Source organism: Pedobacter sp. SG908 (genome assembly GCF_011759615.1).
Lineage (GTDB): Bacteria > Bacteroidota > Bacteroidia > Sphingobacteriales > Sphingobacteriaceae > Pedobacter > Pedobacter riviphilus.
Genome location: NZ_JAAOYY010000001.1, coordinates 1514818 through 1534668, shown reverse-complemented (window position 1 = coordinate 1534668; position 19851 = coordinate 1514818). Strand labels below are relative to the sequence as shown.

13 protein-coding genes are annotated in these 19851 nt (G+C 40.8%); all 13 read right to left on the bottom strand.

All coding sequences use genetic code 11. From position 1 onward, the window contains the following. Positions 1-489 precede the first annotated feature (489 nt). Positions 490-2139: an arylsulfatase gene (locus tag FHT21_RS06315; protein WP_167293882.1), complete on the bottom strand. Its 1650-nt coding sequence runs from the start codon at positions 2137-2139 to the stop codon at positions 490-492. A gap of 17 nt (positions 2140-2156) precedes the next feature. Next, the gene (locus tag FHT21_RS06310; RefSeq protein ID WP_167293881.1) at positions 2157-3812 is read right to left on the bottom strand and encodes an arylsulfatase; all 1656 of its coding nucleotides are present in this window, start codon (positions 3810-3812) and stop codon (positions 2157-2159) included. A gap of 25 nt (positions 3813-3837) precedes the next feature. Further along, positions 3838-5313, bottom strand: a complete 1476-nt coding sequence (locus FHT21_RS06305) for a RagB/SusD family nutrient uptake outer membrane protein (protein WP_167293880.1) — start codon at positions 5311-5313, stop codon at positions 3838-3840. Between the two features lie 15 nt (positions 5314-5328). Then, complete coding sequence (locus tag FHT21_RS06300; RefSeq protein WP_208398878.1) at positions 5329-8481, bottom strand: TonB-dependent receptor; 3153 nt, start codon at positions 8479-8481, stop codon at positions 5329-5331. Between the two features lie 160 nt (positions 8482-8641). Next, a complete protein-coding gene (locus tag FHT21_RS06295; RefSeq protein ID WP_167293879.1) occupies positions 8642-9799 on the bottom strand; it encodes a formylglycine-generating enzyme family protein in 1158 nt (385 codons plus the stop codon). 406 nt (positions 9800-10205) lie between these two features. Beyond that, positions 10206-11213: a YncE family protein gene (locus FHT21_RS06290; protein ID WP_167293878.1), complete on the bottom strand. Its 1008-nt coding sequence runs from the start codon at positions 11211-11213 to the stop codon at positions 10206-10208. 53 nt (positions 11214-11266) lie between these two features. Beyond that, entirely contained in the window at positions 11267-14311 is a 3045-nt protein-coding gene (locus FHT21_RS06285) for an efflux RND transporter permease subunit (protein ID WP_167293877.1), read from the bottom strand. A 2-nt stretch (positions 14312-14313) separates the two neighbouring features. Then, complete coding sequence (locus FHT21_RS06280) at positions 14314-15240, bottom strand: HlyD family efflux transporter periplasmic adaptor subunit (protein ID WP_167293876.1); 927 nt, start codon at positions 15238-15240, stop codon at positions 14314-14316. A gap of 2 nt (positions 15241-15242) precedes the next feature. Beyond that, entirely contained in the window at positions 15243-16490 is a 1248-nt protein-coding gene (locus FHT21_RS06275) for a TolC family protein (protein ID WP_167293875.1), read from the bottom strand. A 12-nt stretch (positions 16491-16502) separates the two neighbouring features. Further along, on the bottom strand, positions 16503-17294 hold the full coding sequence (locus tag FHT21_RS06270) for a phosphatase PAP2 family protein (protein WP_167293874.1): 792 nt from the start codon (positions 17292-17294) through the stop codon (positions 16503-16505). 2 nt (positions 17295-17296) lie between these two features. Further along, entirely contained in the window at positions 17297-17704 is a 408-nt protein-coding gene (locus FHT21_RS06265; protein WP_167293873.1) for a PepSY-like domain-containing protein, read from the bottom strand. Positions 17705-17884: 180 nt separating this feature from the next. Continuing rightward, entirely contained in the window at positions 17885-19138 is a 1254-nt protein-coding gene (locus FHT21_RS06260; protein ID WP_167293872.1) for a HAMP domain-containing sensor histidine kinase, read from the bottom strand. Then, complete coding sequence (locus FHT21_RS06255) at positions 19135-19812, bottom strand: response regulator transcription factor (RefSeq protein WP_167293871.1); 678 nt, start codon at positions 19810-19812, stop codon at positions 19135-19137. The genes FHT21_RS06260 and FHT21_RS06255 overlap by 4 nt, the downstream gene beginning before the upstream one ends. Between the last annotated feature and the right edge of the window lie 39 nt (positions 19813-19851).

Here is a 19851-nt window from a genome sequence, read left to right as displayed (position 1 = left end):
ATATGCATGTTAATGAGTTTATTCTTTTAAGCTTTTAATTAAACCTAATTGTGCAGTGCCGATAAATAGTAGAATACACCCTTAGAGCACATATGTAAAAAAACAGAAATTTATAAGCAAAACCTGGCCCATTGCAGCTAAAAATAGTTGCTTTTAAGTTCAATCATGCTCAAGCAACTTCGAGTTGAGAAATAATTTACTATGATAAATGATAATTTTATTAACAGGGCGGGTTATATGACCAAGAACCACAACCCTTAGTTCCTAAACCCGGTAGCAACGGAAATCCTTTTTATTGCATAAGAGCCATCTGTCCTATTCTTGCTGCTGGTTGCGTAAAATTTGCAATAAAAAGATTGGAGTGAATAACGGGGCTGCAGTACCCACAGCGGTATGAATGCTCGTTTTCGAATGAAAATGTATAAACTCATTACAGACCACCTCCAGCCCCTCCTAAATTAGGAGGGGAGTTGATGTTATGATAAAACATTAAAAACCAAAACCTTCTGATACAACTTCCTGTACCTTACTTTTTCTAAACTCTTTCATTGATTGTGGTTCTTTGGCCTCAAGCGTGGCAAAATCTACCACACCTGTTCTTTTGGCCCAGTCGAAATAAGCTACCGATAGCCTGCTTACCACATCGTGGTTTTGCCTAGCTACATTGGTGGTTTCGCCGCGGTCGGTTTCTAAATTGTACAGTTCCCAATTGTAGCCTGGCCAGGTAGATACCAGTTTCCATTTGCCAGCACGCACGGCGCGGTTGCCTGCACGTTCCCAAAATAGTGGTTCATCACGTTTCAGTTCGTTATCGTTACCAAACAGCACCGGTAATAAACTTTTGCCAGCCAGTGTATTCGGTATAATGCCCTGATAGTTTTTAGGGTAAGTAGCACCGGCCAGATCGTAAAATGTTGGAGCAATATCGATAATATGGCCCGTGCCTTTTTTAACGCTGCCCGGTTTAATTTTAGCCGGATACCAGGCAATAAATGGCGAGCTTATGCCACCCTCATACATATAATCTTTAAAGGCTTTTAATGGCGAATTTGATGCATAAGACCAGTTTTTGCTTTGCGACTCATACGAACCAATGGTACCAACAGCGCCCGAATTGCGTACGGCACCTTTATACCACTTCACCAGATCTTCTGCAGGGGCACCATTATCAGAAATAAACAAAATGATGGTATTTTTATCGGCTCCGGTTGCTTTTAACTTATTTAAAACCTGGCCAATGCCCTGATCTAAACGATCGACCATGGCGGCAAAAATCTCCATCCTTTTGGCCCACTGGCTACACTGATCGAAAGATAGTTTGTTCCAGTTATAGATATCGGCATCCTTTTCAGAAATGCTCGATTTCTCATCAATAATGCCCAGTTCCTTTTGTTTTTTAATTCTTTCGGCACGGAGCACATCCCAACCTTTATCGTAACGACCTTTGTATTTGGCAATATCTTCTGGCAATGCATGCAGCGGCCAATGCGGCGCGGTATAGGCTAAATACAGAAAGAAAGGCTTGTCTTCAGGATTTTGATCCAAAAACTTTACCGCATTTTCGGTAATTACATCGGTTTGATAAAATTTGCCAGCTTCTAAAGGATAAGGTTTCCCATCGATGGTATAGGCACGTTTTTTACCTCCTTCGTAATCGCCCTGATCGAAATAACTTCCATTTTCCGACATCATAACATGATCGAAACCACGCTGCCAGGGGAAACTTACCTCTTTACCTGCCACATGCCATTTACCAGACATTAAAGTACTATAACCTTGTGTTTTTAATACTTCGGCCAGGGTAAGCGATTCTTTATTGAGATAACCCTGATAGGCCGGAAGCCCCAGATCGTTCGCGAAATATCCCACCCCAGCCTTATGCTGGTACTGCCCAGTTAATAAGGAAGCCCGCGTTGGCGCACAAATAGAGTTGTTATAAAATTCTTTTAACCGAAGGCCCTCGTTGGCGAGACGGTCTAAATTGGGTGTTTTAATTTCTGAGCCATAGGCACCAAGATCTGAATAGCCCAGATCGTCGGCCAGGATAAGAATAATATTGGGCTTTGCAGGCTTGGCATTTTGCGCAAAACCCTGAATGGTCAGTAATGCACCTAAACATGTTAATATTACTTTGTTCATCTTTTTCTTTATTTAATCTAAAAATTCTGATTACCTCTGTTGTTTCCCTGTGCAGGCCGGGCGGGCGCAGTTTTAAGCAATTCGTAATCTACTACCCCATTTTCTGCTGCCCACTTTACATATGCGGCTTTTAACTGTGCCACTATTTCGGGATGTTGAGCAGCTACATTGGCATTTTCGGCCCTATCTTTTTCGATATCGAAAAGCTCAAATTTTTCAGTTAAACCTGCAGGAGAAACGAGTTTCCATTTACCCCAACGTACAGCTTTGTTACCACCACGCTCCCAAAATAAAGGCACCGAACGCTGTACGGTATCTGTTAACCCACTAAGTAGCGGCAATAAACTTTTACCAGGGAGGGCGTAGCTACTTATTCCGTTTAACTGTTTTGGATAGTTAATGCCAGCCAGCTCGTAAAAAGTTGGTGCAAGATCGATTAAATGACCAGTGCCTTTGGCAATTGTTCCGGCTTTAATTTTATTCGGAAACCAGGCAATAAAAGGTGCACTGATGCCACCTTCGTATGGTGCCCCTTTATAATTGCGCAGTGGCGAATTGCCAGTTTGCGACCAATTACTGTTCTGTGTTTCGTAAGATCCGGCAGTGCCAACTGGCCCGGTGGTACGTTGGGTATAGGGTCTTGTACCATTGCCACCCTGAGCACCATTATCTGAAATAAAAATGATGAGGGTATTTTCATCTTGTTTCAACTCTTTTAATTTAGCAAGCAAACGGCCAACACCTTGATCTACATGATCAATCATGGCTGCATAAACTTCCTGACGGGTTTGCCAGTACTCCTGCTCATCATACGTTAACTTGTTCCAGGGTTTTACCTGGTCATCGTGAGCGGCAATTTTCTGATCGGCACTAGTAAGTCCTTTTTTAATGGCATTGCGGTAACGTTGTACGCGCAAAGAATCCCAGCCTAGTTTATATTTACCTTTGTATTTAGCAATATCGGCCGGGAGTGCCTGAAGTGGCCAATGTGGAGCATTGTAGGCCAGGTATAAAAAGAAAGGTTTTTTAGCTTTTTGTTGATCATCCAAAAATCCCAATGCATTATTGGTAATCTCTTCAGTTAAATATTTCCCTGGCTCCAGAAAATAAGGTTCGTTATCTTTAATCAAGGGTACTGTTTCGTTGCCTTTTTCCCCGATTTCGTAATAGTTGCTGGCGCCACCAATAAAACCAAAAAAATGATCGAAACCGCGTTGGTTTGGCCATTGGTTCCGATCGTCACCCACATGCCATTTACCGGCCATGAGCGTGGTGTAACCACCAGATTTAAGCACCTCGGCCAAGGTAAGCGATTCGCGGTTTAAAAAACCCTGGTAAGCAGCCAGCCCAAGGTTATTATTAAAAAAGCCAACACCCGCCTTGTGCTGATATTGCCCGGTAAGCAACGATGCCCTGGTAGGTGCACAGATCGAATTGTTGTAAAATTCTTTCAGCTTTAGGCCACCAGCTGCCAGTTTATCTAAATTAGGTGTTTCTATCTCTGTTGCACCAAAAGGGCCAATATCTGAAAAGCCAAGATCATCAACCAGTACCAGCACGATATTTGGTTTTTGCTTTTTCTGCGCCAAAGTAACCTGTACAGTCAGTAAACCAGCAGCCAACAGGCATATTTTCAGGATGGGCAAACGGGAATATCTTTGTTTAAAATCCATGTGATTAAATTTTAGTATAAAACGGTTAATAATTTACCCAATCTGGGTTCTGTTTTAATTTAGGGTTGAGGTTAAGTTCGCGTTGTGGTATGGGAAAATGAATATGACGCTTCGCTGCCAGGGTTTTTCCGGCTGCTTTAAGTGTCGCCACATAATAATCGGCTCCACGCCTGGCCAGGTCGAACCAGCGCTGATATTCGAAAACCAGTTCCTTTCTCCGCTCCTGAAAAACAGCATCCCTAAACTGATCTACAGTTAATGTCGGAGCAATATCCGCTAGTTTGGCAATACCTGCACGCTGGCGCACTTCATCTATGGCAGTATATGCGGCTGCATTTGGCCCATTGTTTACTTCATTTAAGGCTTCAGCATAAATTAAAAGCACCTCTGCATAGCGGATAATTGGCAGATTTTTTGAAGACTGAGATTGATTACCCACCACAGCCGGATCGTAATACTTATTAAACTGTGGCGAAAAGGTATATAACTGGCCATTTGTAGGGCTCACCATCTGGGTAACAAAGGTAATTGCCTTTCGGGTATCGTTATCAGCAAAGCTGTTATATAAACCGCCCGCAGTATGCAGAGCATCAGCATAATCGCCATTAATACCGGGTACGTCTGCAGGTGCCGAACGACTGGCCAAACTGTTACCCTGGTAGCCGGCATTGCCCACAAACTGTGCAGAAAAGATATGTTCTTTACCGTTTTTAGTGGCTACATTAAACACATCTGCAAAATTTGCAAACAGTGAATAGTATTTACTATCGATTACCTCTTTACTTTTTTGCGCTGCATTTGCCCACTCTTTATGGGTAAGATATACTTTTGCCAACAAACTTTTGGCTGCACCCGAAGTTGCCCTCCCTAAATCTTTGCTGCTATATTCTGCTGGTGCAGGTAACGATTCTGCATCTTTTAAATCCTGAATAATCTGCGCATAAACCGCAGCTTCAGGTGCATTTGAGACATATAGATCTTCGGGGGCTAAGGAAGTATTTTCATGCAATACAATGGGTACATCGCCAAACCAGCGTACCAGATTAAAATAGTGTAGTGCCCTTAAAAACTTCGATTCGTTAATTAAACGTTTTCTAATGGTCGAACTAATTTTGGCCTCGTCAATTAAAGCAATTTTATCGATGGCAATGTTCGAAGCATTAATGGCATCGTAACTTTGTTTCCATAACTGCTCCATCCTGTCATTTGATGAATCGTGTGTTAAACCTGATATGGCCCTAACATGCGCATTTCTGGCTCTTGGACCAGCCTCATAATCGTCGGTAGCCATTTCTACCCCAATCTGTATTAGGCTATTATAGAGCGACTGACCACTTTCATAAAGTTTGCGATAATTGGCCGTAACGGCAGAAACCGCCTGGCTTTCATTTTGGTAGAACTGTTCCGTAACCAGTACCGATTCTGGCTCTTCTTCTAACTTAGAGCAGGCCGAAAGTGCTACAGCTAAAATAGAAAGGTATAATAAGTTTATCTTTTTCATTGAAATATCGATTGATTAAAATGTTAACCTTAAACCAGCCCTAACCGATCTGGAGATAGGATAAATCCCGGCATCGGTTCCTGGCGATACATTACTTCCAGAGGTAATTTCGGGATCGAAGCCTGAATAATTTGTCCAGGTAAGGAGGTTCTGCCCGGCTATATAGAAATATACATTTGATAACTTTGCCTTAGCAGAGATCTTTTTTGGCAAGGTATAACCCAGTGATATATCTTTTAACCTTAAGAAAGAACCACTTTCGATAAAGCGATCAGAAAATACAGGTGCAGGATCCAATTTTGCTCTTGGAATGGTTTGGCTTGGATTGCTTGGTGTCCATCGGTTTAAAGCGGTAGCCGAGGCATTTTGTTGCCCGGTAAACAGCTCCAGGGTTTGCATATTCGAGTTCAAAATACTGTTACCATATGATCCTTGTACAAATATTAACAGATCGAAACCTTTGTACTCGAAATTATTGGTTACGCCAAAAATGAAATCGGGTTGTGCATTGCCAATAATGGCTTTATCTGCAGCAGTGGTAAACTGGCCATCGCCATTAATATCTTTGTACAATCTATCGCCAGGTTTTGGCACGGCATTACCCGTATATTTACCTTTAGCGGCTTCCTGCCCTGTTTGTAGGATTCCATCGGTTACATTGCCATAAAAGCTACCCAATGGTTCGCCAACTTTTACAATGTAATTTCCGCTGATGTACGATTGTGCACCATTGCCAATACTTAACACTTTATTCCGGTTAACAGAAAAGTTTAAATTGGTATTCCAGATAAATGTTCCGATAAGGTTACGGGTATTCAGGCCAATTTCAAATCCTTTGTTTAATACTGATCCATAATTCTGGAGCGATGTACCATAACCTGTTGTCCAGGGGATTTCTACATTTAACAATAGGTCTTTGGTTTTCTTGTAGTAGCCATCTAACGTTAATTGGATTCTGTTGTTGAAAAAGCCGATATCTAAGCCGGCATCGTATTGATGGGTAGTTTCCCAGCCCAGTTTATCATTTGCAATGCGGTTAGGTGCAAAACCAGTTGCAGTAGCACCACCAAATACATAATTGAGACTGTATAAAGTTGCCAAAGACTGGTATTGGCCAATCTCGAGGTTTCCTGTTGTACCGAAACTGGCACGTACTTTAAGCTCGCTGATTGTTTTTTGCAACGACTCAAAAAATTTCTCGTTACTGATTTTCCATGAAGCAGCCGCCGAAGGGAAATATCCCCATTTGTTTCCTTTCCCAAAGCGTGATGATCCATCGGTACGAATGCTGGAGGTTAAGAAATAACGGTTATCGAAACTGTAATTTACCCTGGCCAGGTAAGAATGTAATACCCATCTTGAGGCATCAGAGTAAGGTGCTACCAAAGTTGCCCCACTCTGCAGGCTGTTAAAGGTTAAATCGTCGGTTACAAACTTTTGGGCATTTGCCCTTGTTGTTTCGCTCGAAAATTCCTGTTGTGTAAAACCGATTACAGCATCTAAAGCATGCTTACCAAAAGCTTTATTGTACGAAAGGGTATTCTCATTTAACCAGGAATAAGAATTATAAGTGCCTTTTCCGGCAGCGCCCCCAATAGTACTTCCTTCATAAATTGTTGATGGGATATAGTTCTTTTCGTTTACGCTGTTTACATCGGCACCAAGCAGTACTTTAAGATTTAGCCCTTCAATAATCGTGTATTCACCAAATGCTGTTCCCAAAAACTTATTGGTGGTTGATTTGTTGATCTGCTCTTTTAATGAAGCAATTGGATTGGCAAATATATTTTCAAATGGATTACGAAGTGTGTAAGCACCAGAAGCATCGTAAATAGAAGCAGTAGCAGGCATAATTAACAGGCCGTTAATAATGCCCGAAGGAGATACATTGGCATCAGCCTTACTTCCAGTAATACTTGCGCTTACCTTAAATTTTTCGAAAGGTTGGGCATCTACATTGGCCCTGATGCTGATCCTCGAATAATCGGTATTCTTTAAAATACCATCCTGATCAAAATAATTCCCTGAAATAAGGTATCTTGTTTTCGGATTCCCGCCACTTATGGTGAGTTGATGGTTCTGTGTTGGCGCACGTTCGAATGCTTCACTCTGCCAATCTGTGCCCGCACCCAACTGATCAATCTTTGCCTGGCTCAAATACTGGAAATGGCCTTTGCTTGGATCGGTATCGTATAATGCATCATTTCGGAGCAATGCAAAATCATGTGCATTTAAGAGGTCTAACTTCTTTCTTAACGATTGTGTACCATAACTTCCTTCATAGGTAATCGCACTACGGTCTGCTTTCCCTTTTTTGGTCGTGATGATCACTACACCGTTGGCTCCTCTCGAACCATAAATCGCAGTTGCAGAAGCATCTTTTAAAATATCAACCGTTTCAATATCAGAAGGATTGATACTGGCCAATGGGTTAAGTGGTGTACCGCTGAGTGTACCTGCCGAAGCCGAACTGTTGTACAAAGGGAATCCATCAAGCACATATAAAGGTTCATTTCCACCTTGTACCGAACTTCCTCCCCTTACACGGATGCTTACGCCACCACCCGGTTGACCCGATGTTTGGGTAACCTGCACACCGGCAGCAGCGCCCTTTAACAATTGATCTACTGAACTTAAGGGTTGTTTCAATGCCGATTTAGAAATGGAAGAAACGGAACCTGTAATGTCGCTTCTCTTCTGCGTACCATAACCCACTACCACCACATTATCGAGCTGGTTAGCTGCTTCTTCTAGTTTAATTTCAATCGGGCTTCCATTTGCAATAATTTCGATGGTTTTATAACCGATATAACTCACTGTTAAGGTATAAGGAAACTTTTGCCCGGTTACGAACCTAAATTTACCCTCATTATCAGTTGCTGCAGAGTGAGTGGTTCCATTAATGCGGACTACCACACCTGGGATGGGCTCTTTGGTTTTGGAATCGGTAACCAAACCAGTAAGGGTTGAGTTAATGAGTGGTACTGTTTGCGCTTTAACCGCAATTGAAAAAATAAATTGGGCGATAATTAACATTCCTAAATGACGCAACAAGCGTAAGAAACGGACTGACGATCTGTGTCGAACGGACTTTTCCTGTCCGAAAACTGGTAATGAGACTTGCGAAGCCGACCCATAGGGCCACCTGACTTCTTCAAATTTTTGCATACTTTTGTTAAAGGTTAAGTGGTAAATTGATTCAGGTGCCAACGCCAATTGAAGACCTGTTTCGATGATTTAATCTAGGGGAGATACATTTGTGTTTCCCCGATTCTTATATAGTTTGTAAAGTTTTTATTTGCTGCCCTCCTCTTGTTTAATTGCTTTGTTATTTATCGCTTACACACCTAAAACCAAGGTGTTCCATACCGCTATCTTCTGATGTTTTCATTCTTCTTGCTACCCGATAACCAGAACAATAGCTATCGTTACAGAGAAAAGATCCTCCCCTAACGGTATGTTTAATGGCATAAGGCTCGTCTGGATCGTGAGATTTAGCTGGCCCCTGGGGGTTGCTGATTCCTTCTGGTTTATTTACACTTGCATAATAGCGGTTATCATAAAAATCTGAGCACCATTCCCAAACATTTCCGGCCATATCATAAAGGCCATAAGCATTCGGAGCAAAAGATTTAACAGGTGCTGCGTAATAAAATTTATCTTTTTGTACATTTTTATAAGGGAAATCGCCTTCCCAAATATTCGCTTTTGCTTTACCAATATTTACAGATTCGTTTCCCCATGGGTAAACATTATCTTTCAATCCACCTCTGGCTGCCCACTCCCATTCGGCTTCAGTTGGCAATCTTTTTCCGGCCCATTTGCAATAAGCAAGGGCATCGAAATAAGAAACGTGTACTACCGGAAAATTATCTTTACCTAAAATATTACTTTTTGGTCCGTGAGGATGTTTCCAGTCAGCGCCCTTACTCCAGGCCCACCATTGTGCATAATTATTAATATCTACAGGGCCTTTTGCAGGCACAAAAACCAACGAAGCTGCTACCAATACATCTGCAGCAGGTTTAGGCGTTCCCGGAGGCAATTGTTTTTTAAGTATATTCCAATCTGGCTTTTGCTCTGCTGTGGTAACATAACCAGTTGCCTTTACAAATTGCTTAAATTGTGCATTTGTTACTTCTGTAACATCAATATAAAAGCCTTTAACACTTACTTTATGTTTTGGAAATTCATCGGCCGATGCCTGTGCATTGTCACCGCCCATGCGATAAGTTCCTGGGCTTATCCATACCATTCCTGCATGATGCTTAACTGATGGGGCTTTGCTTAGATCATTTACCAATTTTGGCAAAGCATTGGAAGTGCCAAAACGATTAGGCAATTTAGCTGCACAACAAACTGCAACTCGCGGATAAATGGGGGTTTTAGGATGGGGACCTTTTGCAGTCAAAGTGGGATCTGGTACTAAAAGCCCAGACAAAGCAATGATTACAAGGGAGATCCTGTAAAATAAGGCAAAGTTCATAATAAGGATGTATTGGGTATCTGACTAGTTAAGTCAAAGCATTATTGTTGAGCGCCCGGCCATTTAGAAAGCCATAGTGATGATAAGTTTATGCGCAACAACAACACATTCGCATTGATCTGTTATGATTGGAACAGTGGATAGCGTAGGTAGAAAATGAAAGAAAGTAAAATTTATTCATATCGTTATTTGCAGGTGGTCAGCAAATATAATATTAAATTCTATAAATCCTATAGAATTTATAGTTTAATATAATTTTATTTATTATACTTCATTCTTTATAAACACTTTAACATGAAAAATCATTAAATAAATACCTTTTAATAATTAAGATTAAACAAAAAAAATCGAGAAAACACGAATGTATCCTCGACAATCCAATAAAAATTAAAATAGCGCTACTTACCTATTTACCCACTTCCAGAATTTTAAAACTTCCGGGAACACGATGTGGGCGTTGGTTGGCATCTGTACTTTTTTCGAAAGCCGCTGTTGGTAGAAAAAGATGATGACTGGCGAAATCAATGGCAATGGTTCTTGCGCCTACTTCAGTTTTTATCGTTTCCTGTACAATAAACTGATTGGCTGAAACTTCTTTTACCACTGTAATATTACCTTCACCATTGGCACTATAAGCTAATTTAGTGGTCGGATCGAAAACTACACCATCGCAATTATTACCTATCGCTATAGAAGTGATCTGTTTGCCAGTTTTGGCATCCAGAATAAGCATCACTTTGTTAGCACAAACAGTAAATAGTCTTGATGTTACACGATCTATAGCTAATCCAGAAGGCTCTTCCCCTCCTTTTAGTTTATACCTTGATAAAACTTTATTGGTATTCAAATCAAAACAAACAATTTCTCCGATATCTTCGATATTTACATACACTTTTCCCTTCCCGTCAGACACGCCTGCTTCGGGTTTGCCACCTAACGGAATCGTTGCGATAACCTGATCAGTTTGTGGATTGATAATACTGGCATCGTTACTTTTGCCGTTAAATACGATTACTTTTTTGCTATAATCATCAAAGAAAGTGGCATCAGGATTCTGTCCTACTTTAATTTGTGCAGTTACGATAAAATTGTTCAGATCAAAAACCGTACAAGTACCTGCTTTGCCATTGGTGGTGTATCCTTTCCCGAACGGACCTGCAATTGCAATTCCGTGTACACCGAGTGTATTGCGAATCACGCCTACCGAGTCGCCATTGTTCTTATTTAATATATTTACCTGGTTGCCATGTGACACATAAAGATTGTTGTGCTGTTGATCGATACTTACATAATCCCAACCTCCATCGCTTTGTATTTTATGAACAGCCAATACACGCAGGCCACTTTTTTGTTGGGCATTTGCAACCATTGACATTGCAAAAAGAACCACAATACTTAATAATTTCCTTTTCATTTATTTAGTTTTAAATATTTTTAGGCTATGGATTAAATCTGTTACACTTAGGCTTAATCTCCTTCAACTTTAGCCGATTGGTATAATTTTCTGATCAGGCTGGGCAAGGCCACCAGCAATAAAGGCAAGGCTACAATAAAGCCGCCAATAACAGCAATGGCCAGTGGTTGATGTAGTTGTGCTCCAGCACCTATACCCATGGCTAAGGGCATTAAAGCGATAATGGCACCCAATGCAGTCATTAATTTTGGTCGTAGCCGGGTGGAGATGGCAAATGTTATTGCATCATCAACGCTTTGATTAATTAATGATTCTTTAAATTGCAGAAAGGTAAAAATGGCATTCTCGCCAATAATGCCTACAATCATAATCAACCCGGTGTAACTGCCTACATTGAGTGGTGTATGGGTTAAAAACAAAGCTAAATAACTCCCTGAAATGCCCAGCACCGAGATTAATAAAATGAGAAAGGCAATTTTAAAATCTTTAAACAGGAACAAAATTACACTAAACACCAGCAAACTCGAGGCAATGAGGATGGTTAGCAATTCGGAAAACGATTGCTGTTGCTCTTTATATGCACCGCCATATTCGATATGATAACCAGAAGGAAGGTTTACTTTGTTGTTTATAGTTTCCTGAAGATCTTTCATTACACTGCCCAGATCCCGGTTATCGAGCCTCGCCGTAACCACGCCAATGGTTTGTAAATTTTCTCTTTCTACTTCGGCGTTGCCTGATTTAAGCACTACCTCTGCCATTTGATTGATAGGGACCGCTTTGCCATTTGGCAAGAAAATTTTAAGCTTGTTAATATCGGCAACACTAAAAGTCCGGCTGCCAGGGTAAACCATACGAATGGGCGAAAGCTGTTGTTTATCATATAAATCGCCAATTAAAGTCCCCTGCATAGCTGTTTGAAGCTGCGATTGGAAAGACAAGGGACTAATGCCGTACTGAGCCAGCAAAGCAAAATTAGGCTGAATACTAACCGCTGGTCCTGAAAGGACAATGCCATCAAACACATCAGCTGTGCCCCCCACGTGCGAAACAATATTGGCCACTTTTTTTGATAAGGACTGGAGTTTTTCCTGATCATTACCAAAAATTTTCACCTCGATGGGCTGTGTCGAGCTCATTAAATCGCCTAACATGTCGCCAATTACCTGCCCAAAGTCTACCACAAGCGCTGGTTGTGTATTTTCGATATGTGAGCGTATCTCCGAAATGACCTCATCGGTGCTTTTTTTCCTGTTATGTTTTAGCTGAATTAGATAATCGCCAGTATTGGGTTCTGTAATAAAAAAGCCCATCTGGGTTCCGGTTCTTCTGGAGTAAGCCTGCACCTCAGGGATTTTAACAATCTCCTTCTCCACTTCCCTTAGCATCCGGTCGGTTTCTTCTAGCGAGGTGCCCGGTGGCGAAGCATAGTCCATAACAATGCTGCCTTCATCCATTTCGGGGAGGAATCCAGTCTCTAACCGGGGAAAAATGAGTACAATCGACGTGATCAGCACCAGTGTAAACACAATGGAGATATAAGGCCGCTTTATAAAATAACGGACCCAGCTTTGCGATTTAACCTCGTGTACTACTACGGTTTTGCCAGAAGCTGCATGACTCCCCCCTTTACGGGTTAACAAAAGATATATCACCGGTAAACCTATCCAGGTAACAAAGAAGGAACAGGCCAAAGTAATAATCATGGTATTGGTCATCACCTGAAAATAAGATCCGGCCACTCCTGTCATCAATACAAAGGGGATGAATATAACAATGGTACTGATTGAAGAGCCCAACATGGCCGGAAAAAGATATCCAACAGCCTTGCTCAACAACCTCATGGTAAGCTCTTCCGGATGTTCTTCATGTGAACGGTGAATTTGCTCCACCACCACAATGGCATCATCTATAATTAAACCTATGGCAGCTGCAATGGCCCCAAGTGTCATAATATTGAGCGAATAACCAATAAAATAAATAACAATTACGGTTAAACAAAGCGTAACAGGAATAGTAATTAAAAGTGTTACACTTGCTTTGAATGATCTTAGAAAAATAAAAGCAACAATAATGGCTAACGCTAAACCGATCAATAAACTATCGCGTACGCTTTTTACCGATTCATTTACAAAATCTGCTTGTACATAATAAGGTTTAATGCTTACTCCGGCAGGCAAAATATGTTTCAACTGTTCTACTTTGGTAAACATCTCGTTCGAAAGATCAATCAGATTGGCATTTGGCTGTTTGATTACAGCAATCAGAATCCCGTCTTTACCATTGGCATTAATGCGCGTGTACTCTACACTCTGTTGGATATTTACCTTAGCAATATCCATCACTTTAACAATCAGGTTGCCCTTTCTGCTTAATACCAGGTTTTCCAGATCGGTTTTGTTTTTTACAGTAGCATCTGTTACAGATAGGTACAGATAATTGTGATCGGCCAGGTAGCCGTTAGATTTAATAAAATTGGTTTGGCTAAGTGCATTGCTGATCTGATCTGGAGTTATACCAAGCGTCTGCATTTTCTGTGCGTCAAGTTCCAGCCAATATTCTTTACTTTTACCACCAATTACACGGATTTCGGAAACGCCATCAACCTGTGAAAGAAAGGGTTTTACCGTATAAGTTGCGATTTTTTTCAGTTCGGCAGATGAATAATTATGGCTTTCTAGGCTGTATCCACTTACCGGAAGGATTGATGGATTCATTTTCTCGACCGAAATATTAACACCGACGGGTAATGAAGCACTTATTTTGGCAATTTGTGCTTCTATGCGCTGTTGGCTAAGATCAATATCGGCACCAGGGTTCATAAATGCAGAAAGTTCGCAACTGCCTCTACTGGTTTTACTCCTAACCAATTGAAGATCGGGCACCTGTTTTACTGCATTTTCTAAAGGCCTTGTTACGGTAACCACCATCTTATCAACCGGCTGTAGTTCTGCATCGGCAATAATCTTGATCTTTGGAAAGGTAATTTCAGGGAAAAGCCCCGTTTTTAACTGACTGAAAGAATATATCCCACCCACTAAAATAATGAGCAGCACTGCCAGGATAGGGTTTTTATGGGAAATAAAAAACTTGTTCATGGCTATTTCTGGATTTTAACTTTGGCCGTATCTGCTATTCCATAATTTCCGGCTGTAATAATCCGGTCTGTTTTCGAAAATTTCGGTTCAAGCACTTCAATTGTATGCTCGTTTTCGATGCCTTTTTTCACATTTATCTTTACTGCAGTAGAATCATTGATGAGTTTCATTACCCAAAACTCATCTTCGGTTTCGTTGGCCAATACTGCCGATTTGGGGAGTACCTGAGCCTGTTCATGGTTAACTTTTGTTAACTTTACTTTAGCAATTAAACCTTCAGGAATATCTTTACTCGCGGCCACTTTAAGTACATAACGCTGGGTTTGTGCCAAAGAATCTACCGACGGCATTGTTCCCGAAACTGTACCTGTCATTTTGCTCCCATCTGGTAACAGTACCTCCAGGCTTCTGTTCTGATTGATCAGCTGATTATATTCATAAGGCAGATCGAGTAAAAAAACCAAGCTATTGCGGTTACTGATGACGGCGAGTGCCTCCCCATCTTGTACATAATCTCCTTTCTGATGGTTTACCTGGATAATTGTACCTGCCTGATCGGCCCTGATATCGGAAATTCCAGAAAACTTAAAACCTGCATCGAGCTTATTTACGCTATTCCCTATTGATTTAGCTTCTTTGGTAATTAAACTAAACAGCAGCTGATGGCTCCCCACCTGCTTGCCTACTATGGCCTGGGCATTTTGTATATAACCATTAATATTTGCTTTTACATAACTCTTCTCCAAATAGGCCGAAACTGCCGAAAACGCTATAAACTCAGAGAGGGAACTGTCGCGCACGGTAGTTACCTGAACAGGAGTAACTGGCGAGGGTTCAGATACATTTTCTGCCGGGGCCGAATGATTGCATCCCGAAAAAACAAACAGCATGGCGAAAACACCACACATTAATTTTAGATAGTTCTTCATGGTTATCGGTTCCAGTAGTTAAATTGATTAATCAGTTTTAAACGGTTAATTTGAGTTTGTCGTAATAGGTTTTGGGCTGCCAGGTAATTATTAATCGCAATTACGAAATCGGCCACTTTTAAATCGCCGGTATGCATCAGTTTCCGGTCTACTTCAATTAAACCTTTACTAAAGCGGATTTGCTCATTTATTTTCGGAAAAAGCGCATCGGTTTGCTCAAGCTGTTGCTTAATCAGGTTTAACTGTTGTTGCTGTTGTCTGCTAAAAAAATCGCGGTAATTAACAATGGTTTTAGCAGCGAGACTAAGTTTATTGTATTGCATTTTTTTCTGGTGCCCGTCGTAAATAGGTACAGAGAAAGTGAAGCCTACACTAGTGCCAAAATTTTTATAAGGTTGCAAAATAAACGAAGAATTATAGCCACCATTGGCATATATCCCCAGTTTAGGTTTATAATTAAGATCTACAGCGTTTTTCTGGTTGCTGTTCTTTAAGCTATCAATATCGAAACGTTTATTAAAAAAGTGAGGCGTAGTGACTAAATTATCGGTCTGCAATTTTGGATCTGCCAGTTTAACCTGGGCAGTATCGGCAATGCCAGCCAGGTAATTTAAAGTAGCATAATCGTTTTTAAACTGCAGTTCTGCCTGTTGCAGCGCAAGTTGTTGCTGCTGCAATGTAACCAGGAATGTCAAATATTCTGCTTGTTTATAAATATTGCTGCGGGTAAGTTTTTTGAGTAATACTTCTTCCTGTTCAAGTAAAGTAACCACGTCACGGTTAAAACCAACTTGCTGCTGACTGGCGTAGGCTAAAATATACTGATCAGCAATAGACCTTTGTAAATCAAACAGGGAAAGCTGGCCAGCATATTGAATAGAATCGCTTTGAATTTTAACACCTTCCAGCTGATTGTTGATACGTTTCCTGTTCAACAAATCGTAATTCACATTCAGCAAAGCTTCTAGTGCCTGCCCGTTGGTTAATACTTCATCATAACCGTAACCATGGATAACAGGTGCATACATTCCGGCAGAACTGGCGGTAACCTGAGCCCCGCCTGTAGCACGAATAATTAAACTATCAATCCCGGCAGCACGCTGCTGATTATGCAGATCTTTAAGCACAGGGCTAGTTAATTCGGCCTGTTTTAAATAATAATCGAGATTTTTAGCTACCACCTGTGCCCTTGCTCCTGTTACAGAAAAAGCAATGATGCATAAAATCAGGCATTTCATTTTATTATTCATGGTCCGCTGACATTAAAACCTACCCGAAAGCATTAAGCCTGTACTTCCCTGTTGGTGGAAAGGCATAAATGTAAAATTGCCCCCCTTTTTATTGGTAAAAAGGCTCTTAATGTAAGGATAAACCAGATAGGATATTTTAGTCGAGGCAATTCCAAACCCTGCCCCGGCTACTACATCGCTAAACCAGTGTTTGTTGTTGTACATCCTTAGCGTTCCGGTGGCGGTAGCTACGAAATAACCTGCATAACCAATCCAGGGGTTCACATCTTTATATTCCTGGTGCAGAAATTCTGCAGCCATAAAAGCTGAGGCTGTATGTCCTGAAGGAAAGGAATTGAATCCCGACCCATCAGGCCGTTCTCTACCAATGCCCCGTTTCACAAAATGGGTAGAAACGCCCATAATTGCAGCAGAGGTAACATATAACATAGAGGCATCAAACAAATTATGTTTACCTTTTATACCCGATAAATTAAGTGCGTATACTGCAGCTGCCGGAGCAAATTGAAGATAGTCATCAACATGGGCTGCAAATAAAGGATGATCTTCCTGTAATTCTGCCCTGGTGCTTTCATCCAGTTGTTTTAAAGCACCATGATCGTAAACTGCTGCAAAGCCATAACCCATTAATACCACGGGTGCAATAAATGCCGTAGCTTTAAATTTTTGTTTTGGAATAGGAGTTCCACTATACCACCTCCCTAATGAATCGGTATTGGCATTTTTAACCGAATCGATACTTTGTGCAGCACACGATGTAGTAAAAACGACGAAAAACAAAGCACATATCAATATGTTTCGCATGATTAGGATTTTACAGGATTTCCGCTCAGATCAAATAACAGGTCTTTTCCATTCACTTCGGCCTCATAACGGATAGATCCGTCGGCTTTTGTAATTTTAGCAGCCTCTGCTATTTTATTACCTTTCAGTTTGGCAAGTATAACTGCTGGCAATTCGTTGGGCTTAATTGCTGCTTCAGTTTCCAGCAGCACACCTTTTGCTGTATAAACGACCGAAGTTGCTTTGCCGTTTAGCGTAAATCCAGCTTCATAGTCTTGTTTTTCTATTTCCCAATTTGCTTTTACTCCAGGATAAAGTTTTGCGAATGCGCCCTTTACTTCAACCGGTACTTTAACGGCACTAATTTTTTGTGCGCTAACCGATGTAAACATGGTACCGACAAGTAATAAAATTATAAAAATTCTTTTCATCGCTTTTAAATTTTAAATCAAAACTAAAAGTGAATTATGAAGAAATTCTGTAGTTTATTTTCAGGACGTAAGGTTGGTGGCGACACGAGCCTTGGTGGATTTTAATTAATGCGATACAATCGCATTAATCAATTATCCCCCTTATAAACGTGGGCAATAATTATTTGTGCGACAATCACATCAGCCACCAAAATAAACAGCAAAAATATGTTCGCCATTTTCTTCCTGATAACTAATCCGGAAGCCATAAAGATTACAGATTTGTTTAGTAATGGCCAAACCTAAACCCATTCCTTCTGAATCGGCAGATTTTGAAAAGCGATCGAAAATTTTGCTTTGGATATTACCAGGTTTTCCAGAGTTTGCCATAATCAATGCAGCTGAACTGAGTTCAACACGAATATATCCGCCTGTAATATTGTGCCTTACTGCATTGCTAAACAGGTTATTCAGTAAAATATCGGCCAAATAGCGACTCATTTTTATTTCAACAACCTGTAAATCTGTAGTAAGGTTTAGCCCATCTTTTTCAAACAGTTCCTGAAACTGACGGCCTTTTACTTCCACCATTTCTTTAAGATCAATCTCCTGAAAATCGGGAATCAGGTTATTTTCAATTTTGGCCAGCAATAGCAACGATTGGTGCAGGCGGGATAAGCGGCCTGTAGCATGGTAAACATCGGCCAACAGCTCGCCCTGTTGCGCCGTAAATGATTCCGTTTGAAGCAAAGAATCGAGTTTGGAATTGATTACCGCCAAAGGTGTCATCATTTCGTGCGAAGCATTGTCGGTAAAACTTTTAAGTTCTTTATAATCGCGCCTTACCCTTTCAGCCATGGCATTTACAGATTGATGGAGCTCGTTAAATTCATCAATCCGGGTATCTTCGTGTGCAATGGCATCCATATGGGCAACCTCAAACGATTTCATCCCATTTAAAATAGCATAAAACGGCCGCCAGAGTCTGTTCAACACAAACCTGTTAATTAACAACAGCGATAAAAGCAAAATCAATGTAATGCCAATGGTAAACAAAAGGATAATCCTCACCAAATCTTCCGACTCTACCCTTGATTTGGTTATGGTTACTTCAACGGCTTTCCCATTTAGATACACTACGGTGATTAAACTTCTGCCGGGTTCATTTTCCTGCTCTTTGGGATTGTAGTAGCGGGTATACAAAAACTCCCGCTCTGGCACATGGCCAGAAAGGTTTTTATAAGCAATTTTTTGATCAAGGTAACTCGCTGGCAATGGGAGCTTGTGGTAGGTATCTACATACTGACGGATTTCATTTTCTTCAACCACCAGATCCCGATCCAGTTTTTCTGTTAAAATAAAATGGATAACCACATAATAAATTAAGCCGGTAATGGCAAAAACCACTATAGAGGTTAAAATATTTACCCTGTTATACCGGTTTGCCAGTTTCATATATCACCAAATTTATAGCCTATTCCGTAAACTGACCTGAGATAATCGGCAGCCCCGGCTTCAAGTAGTTTTTTCCGGAGATTTTTAACATGGGTATAAATAAAATCGAAATCATCAGACAAATCCATTTCATCGCCCCAAAGGTGCTCGGCCATGGCATTTTTGGTTACCACTTTATTGCGGTTAGAAAGGAAATAAACCAACAGATCGAACTCCTTTTTGGTTAAAATGACCGGATTGCCTTTAACCGTTACTTTCATCGCCGAAACATCAACAGCCATTTCATTAAAATGAATTACATTATCGCCATCAAAGTTTTTACGCCGTACAATAGCACTTACACGCGCCTTAAGTTCCGATAAATGAAAAGGTTTCACCAGGTAATCATCGGCACCCAGATCAAGCCCTGCCAACTTATCATCTAACGAGTGCCTGGCAGAAATAATCAGTACCCCATCTCTTTTTTTTAGCTGTTTGAGTTTCGTCAGCAATTCCAGCCCCTCCCCACCTGGCAGCCCCAAATCCAAAAGAATGCAATCGTAACTGTAAACTGCTATCTTTTCGCTGGCCAATGCAAAATCTGAAGCATGCTCACATATATTTCCTTCGCCTGTAAAATAGGCCAAAATACTTTCCAGTAAAGCGGGTTCATCTTCAATGACCAGAATTTTCATTTTGTATCTTTTTTATGCTTTTAAAGTAACCATTAAAAC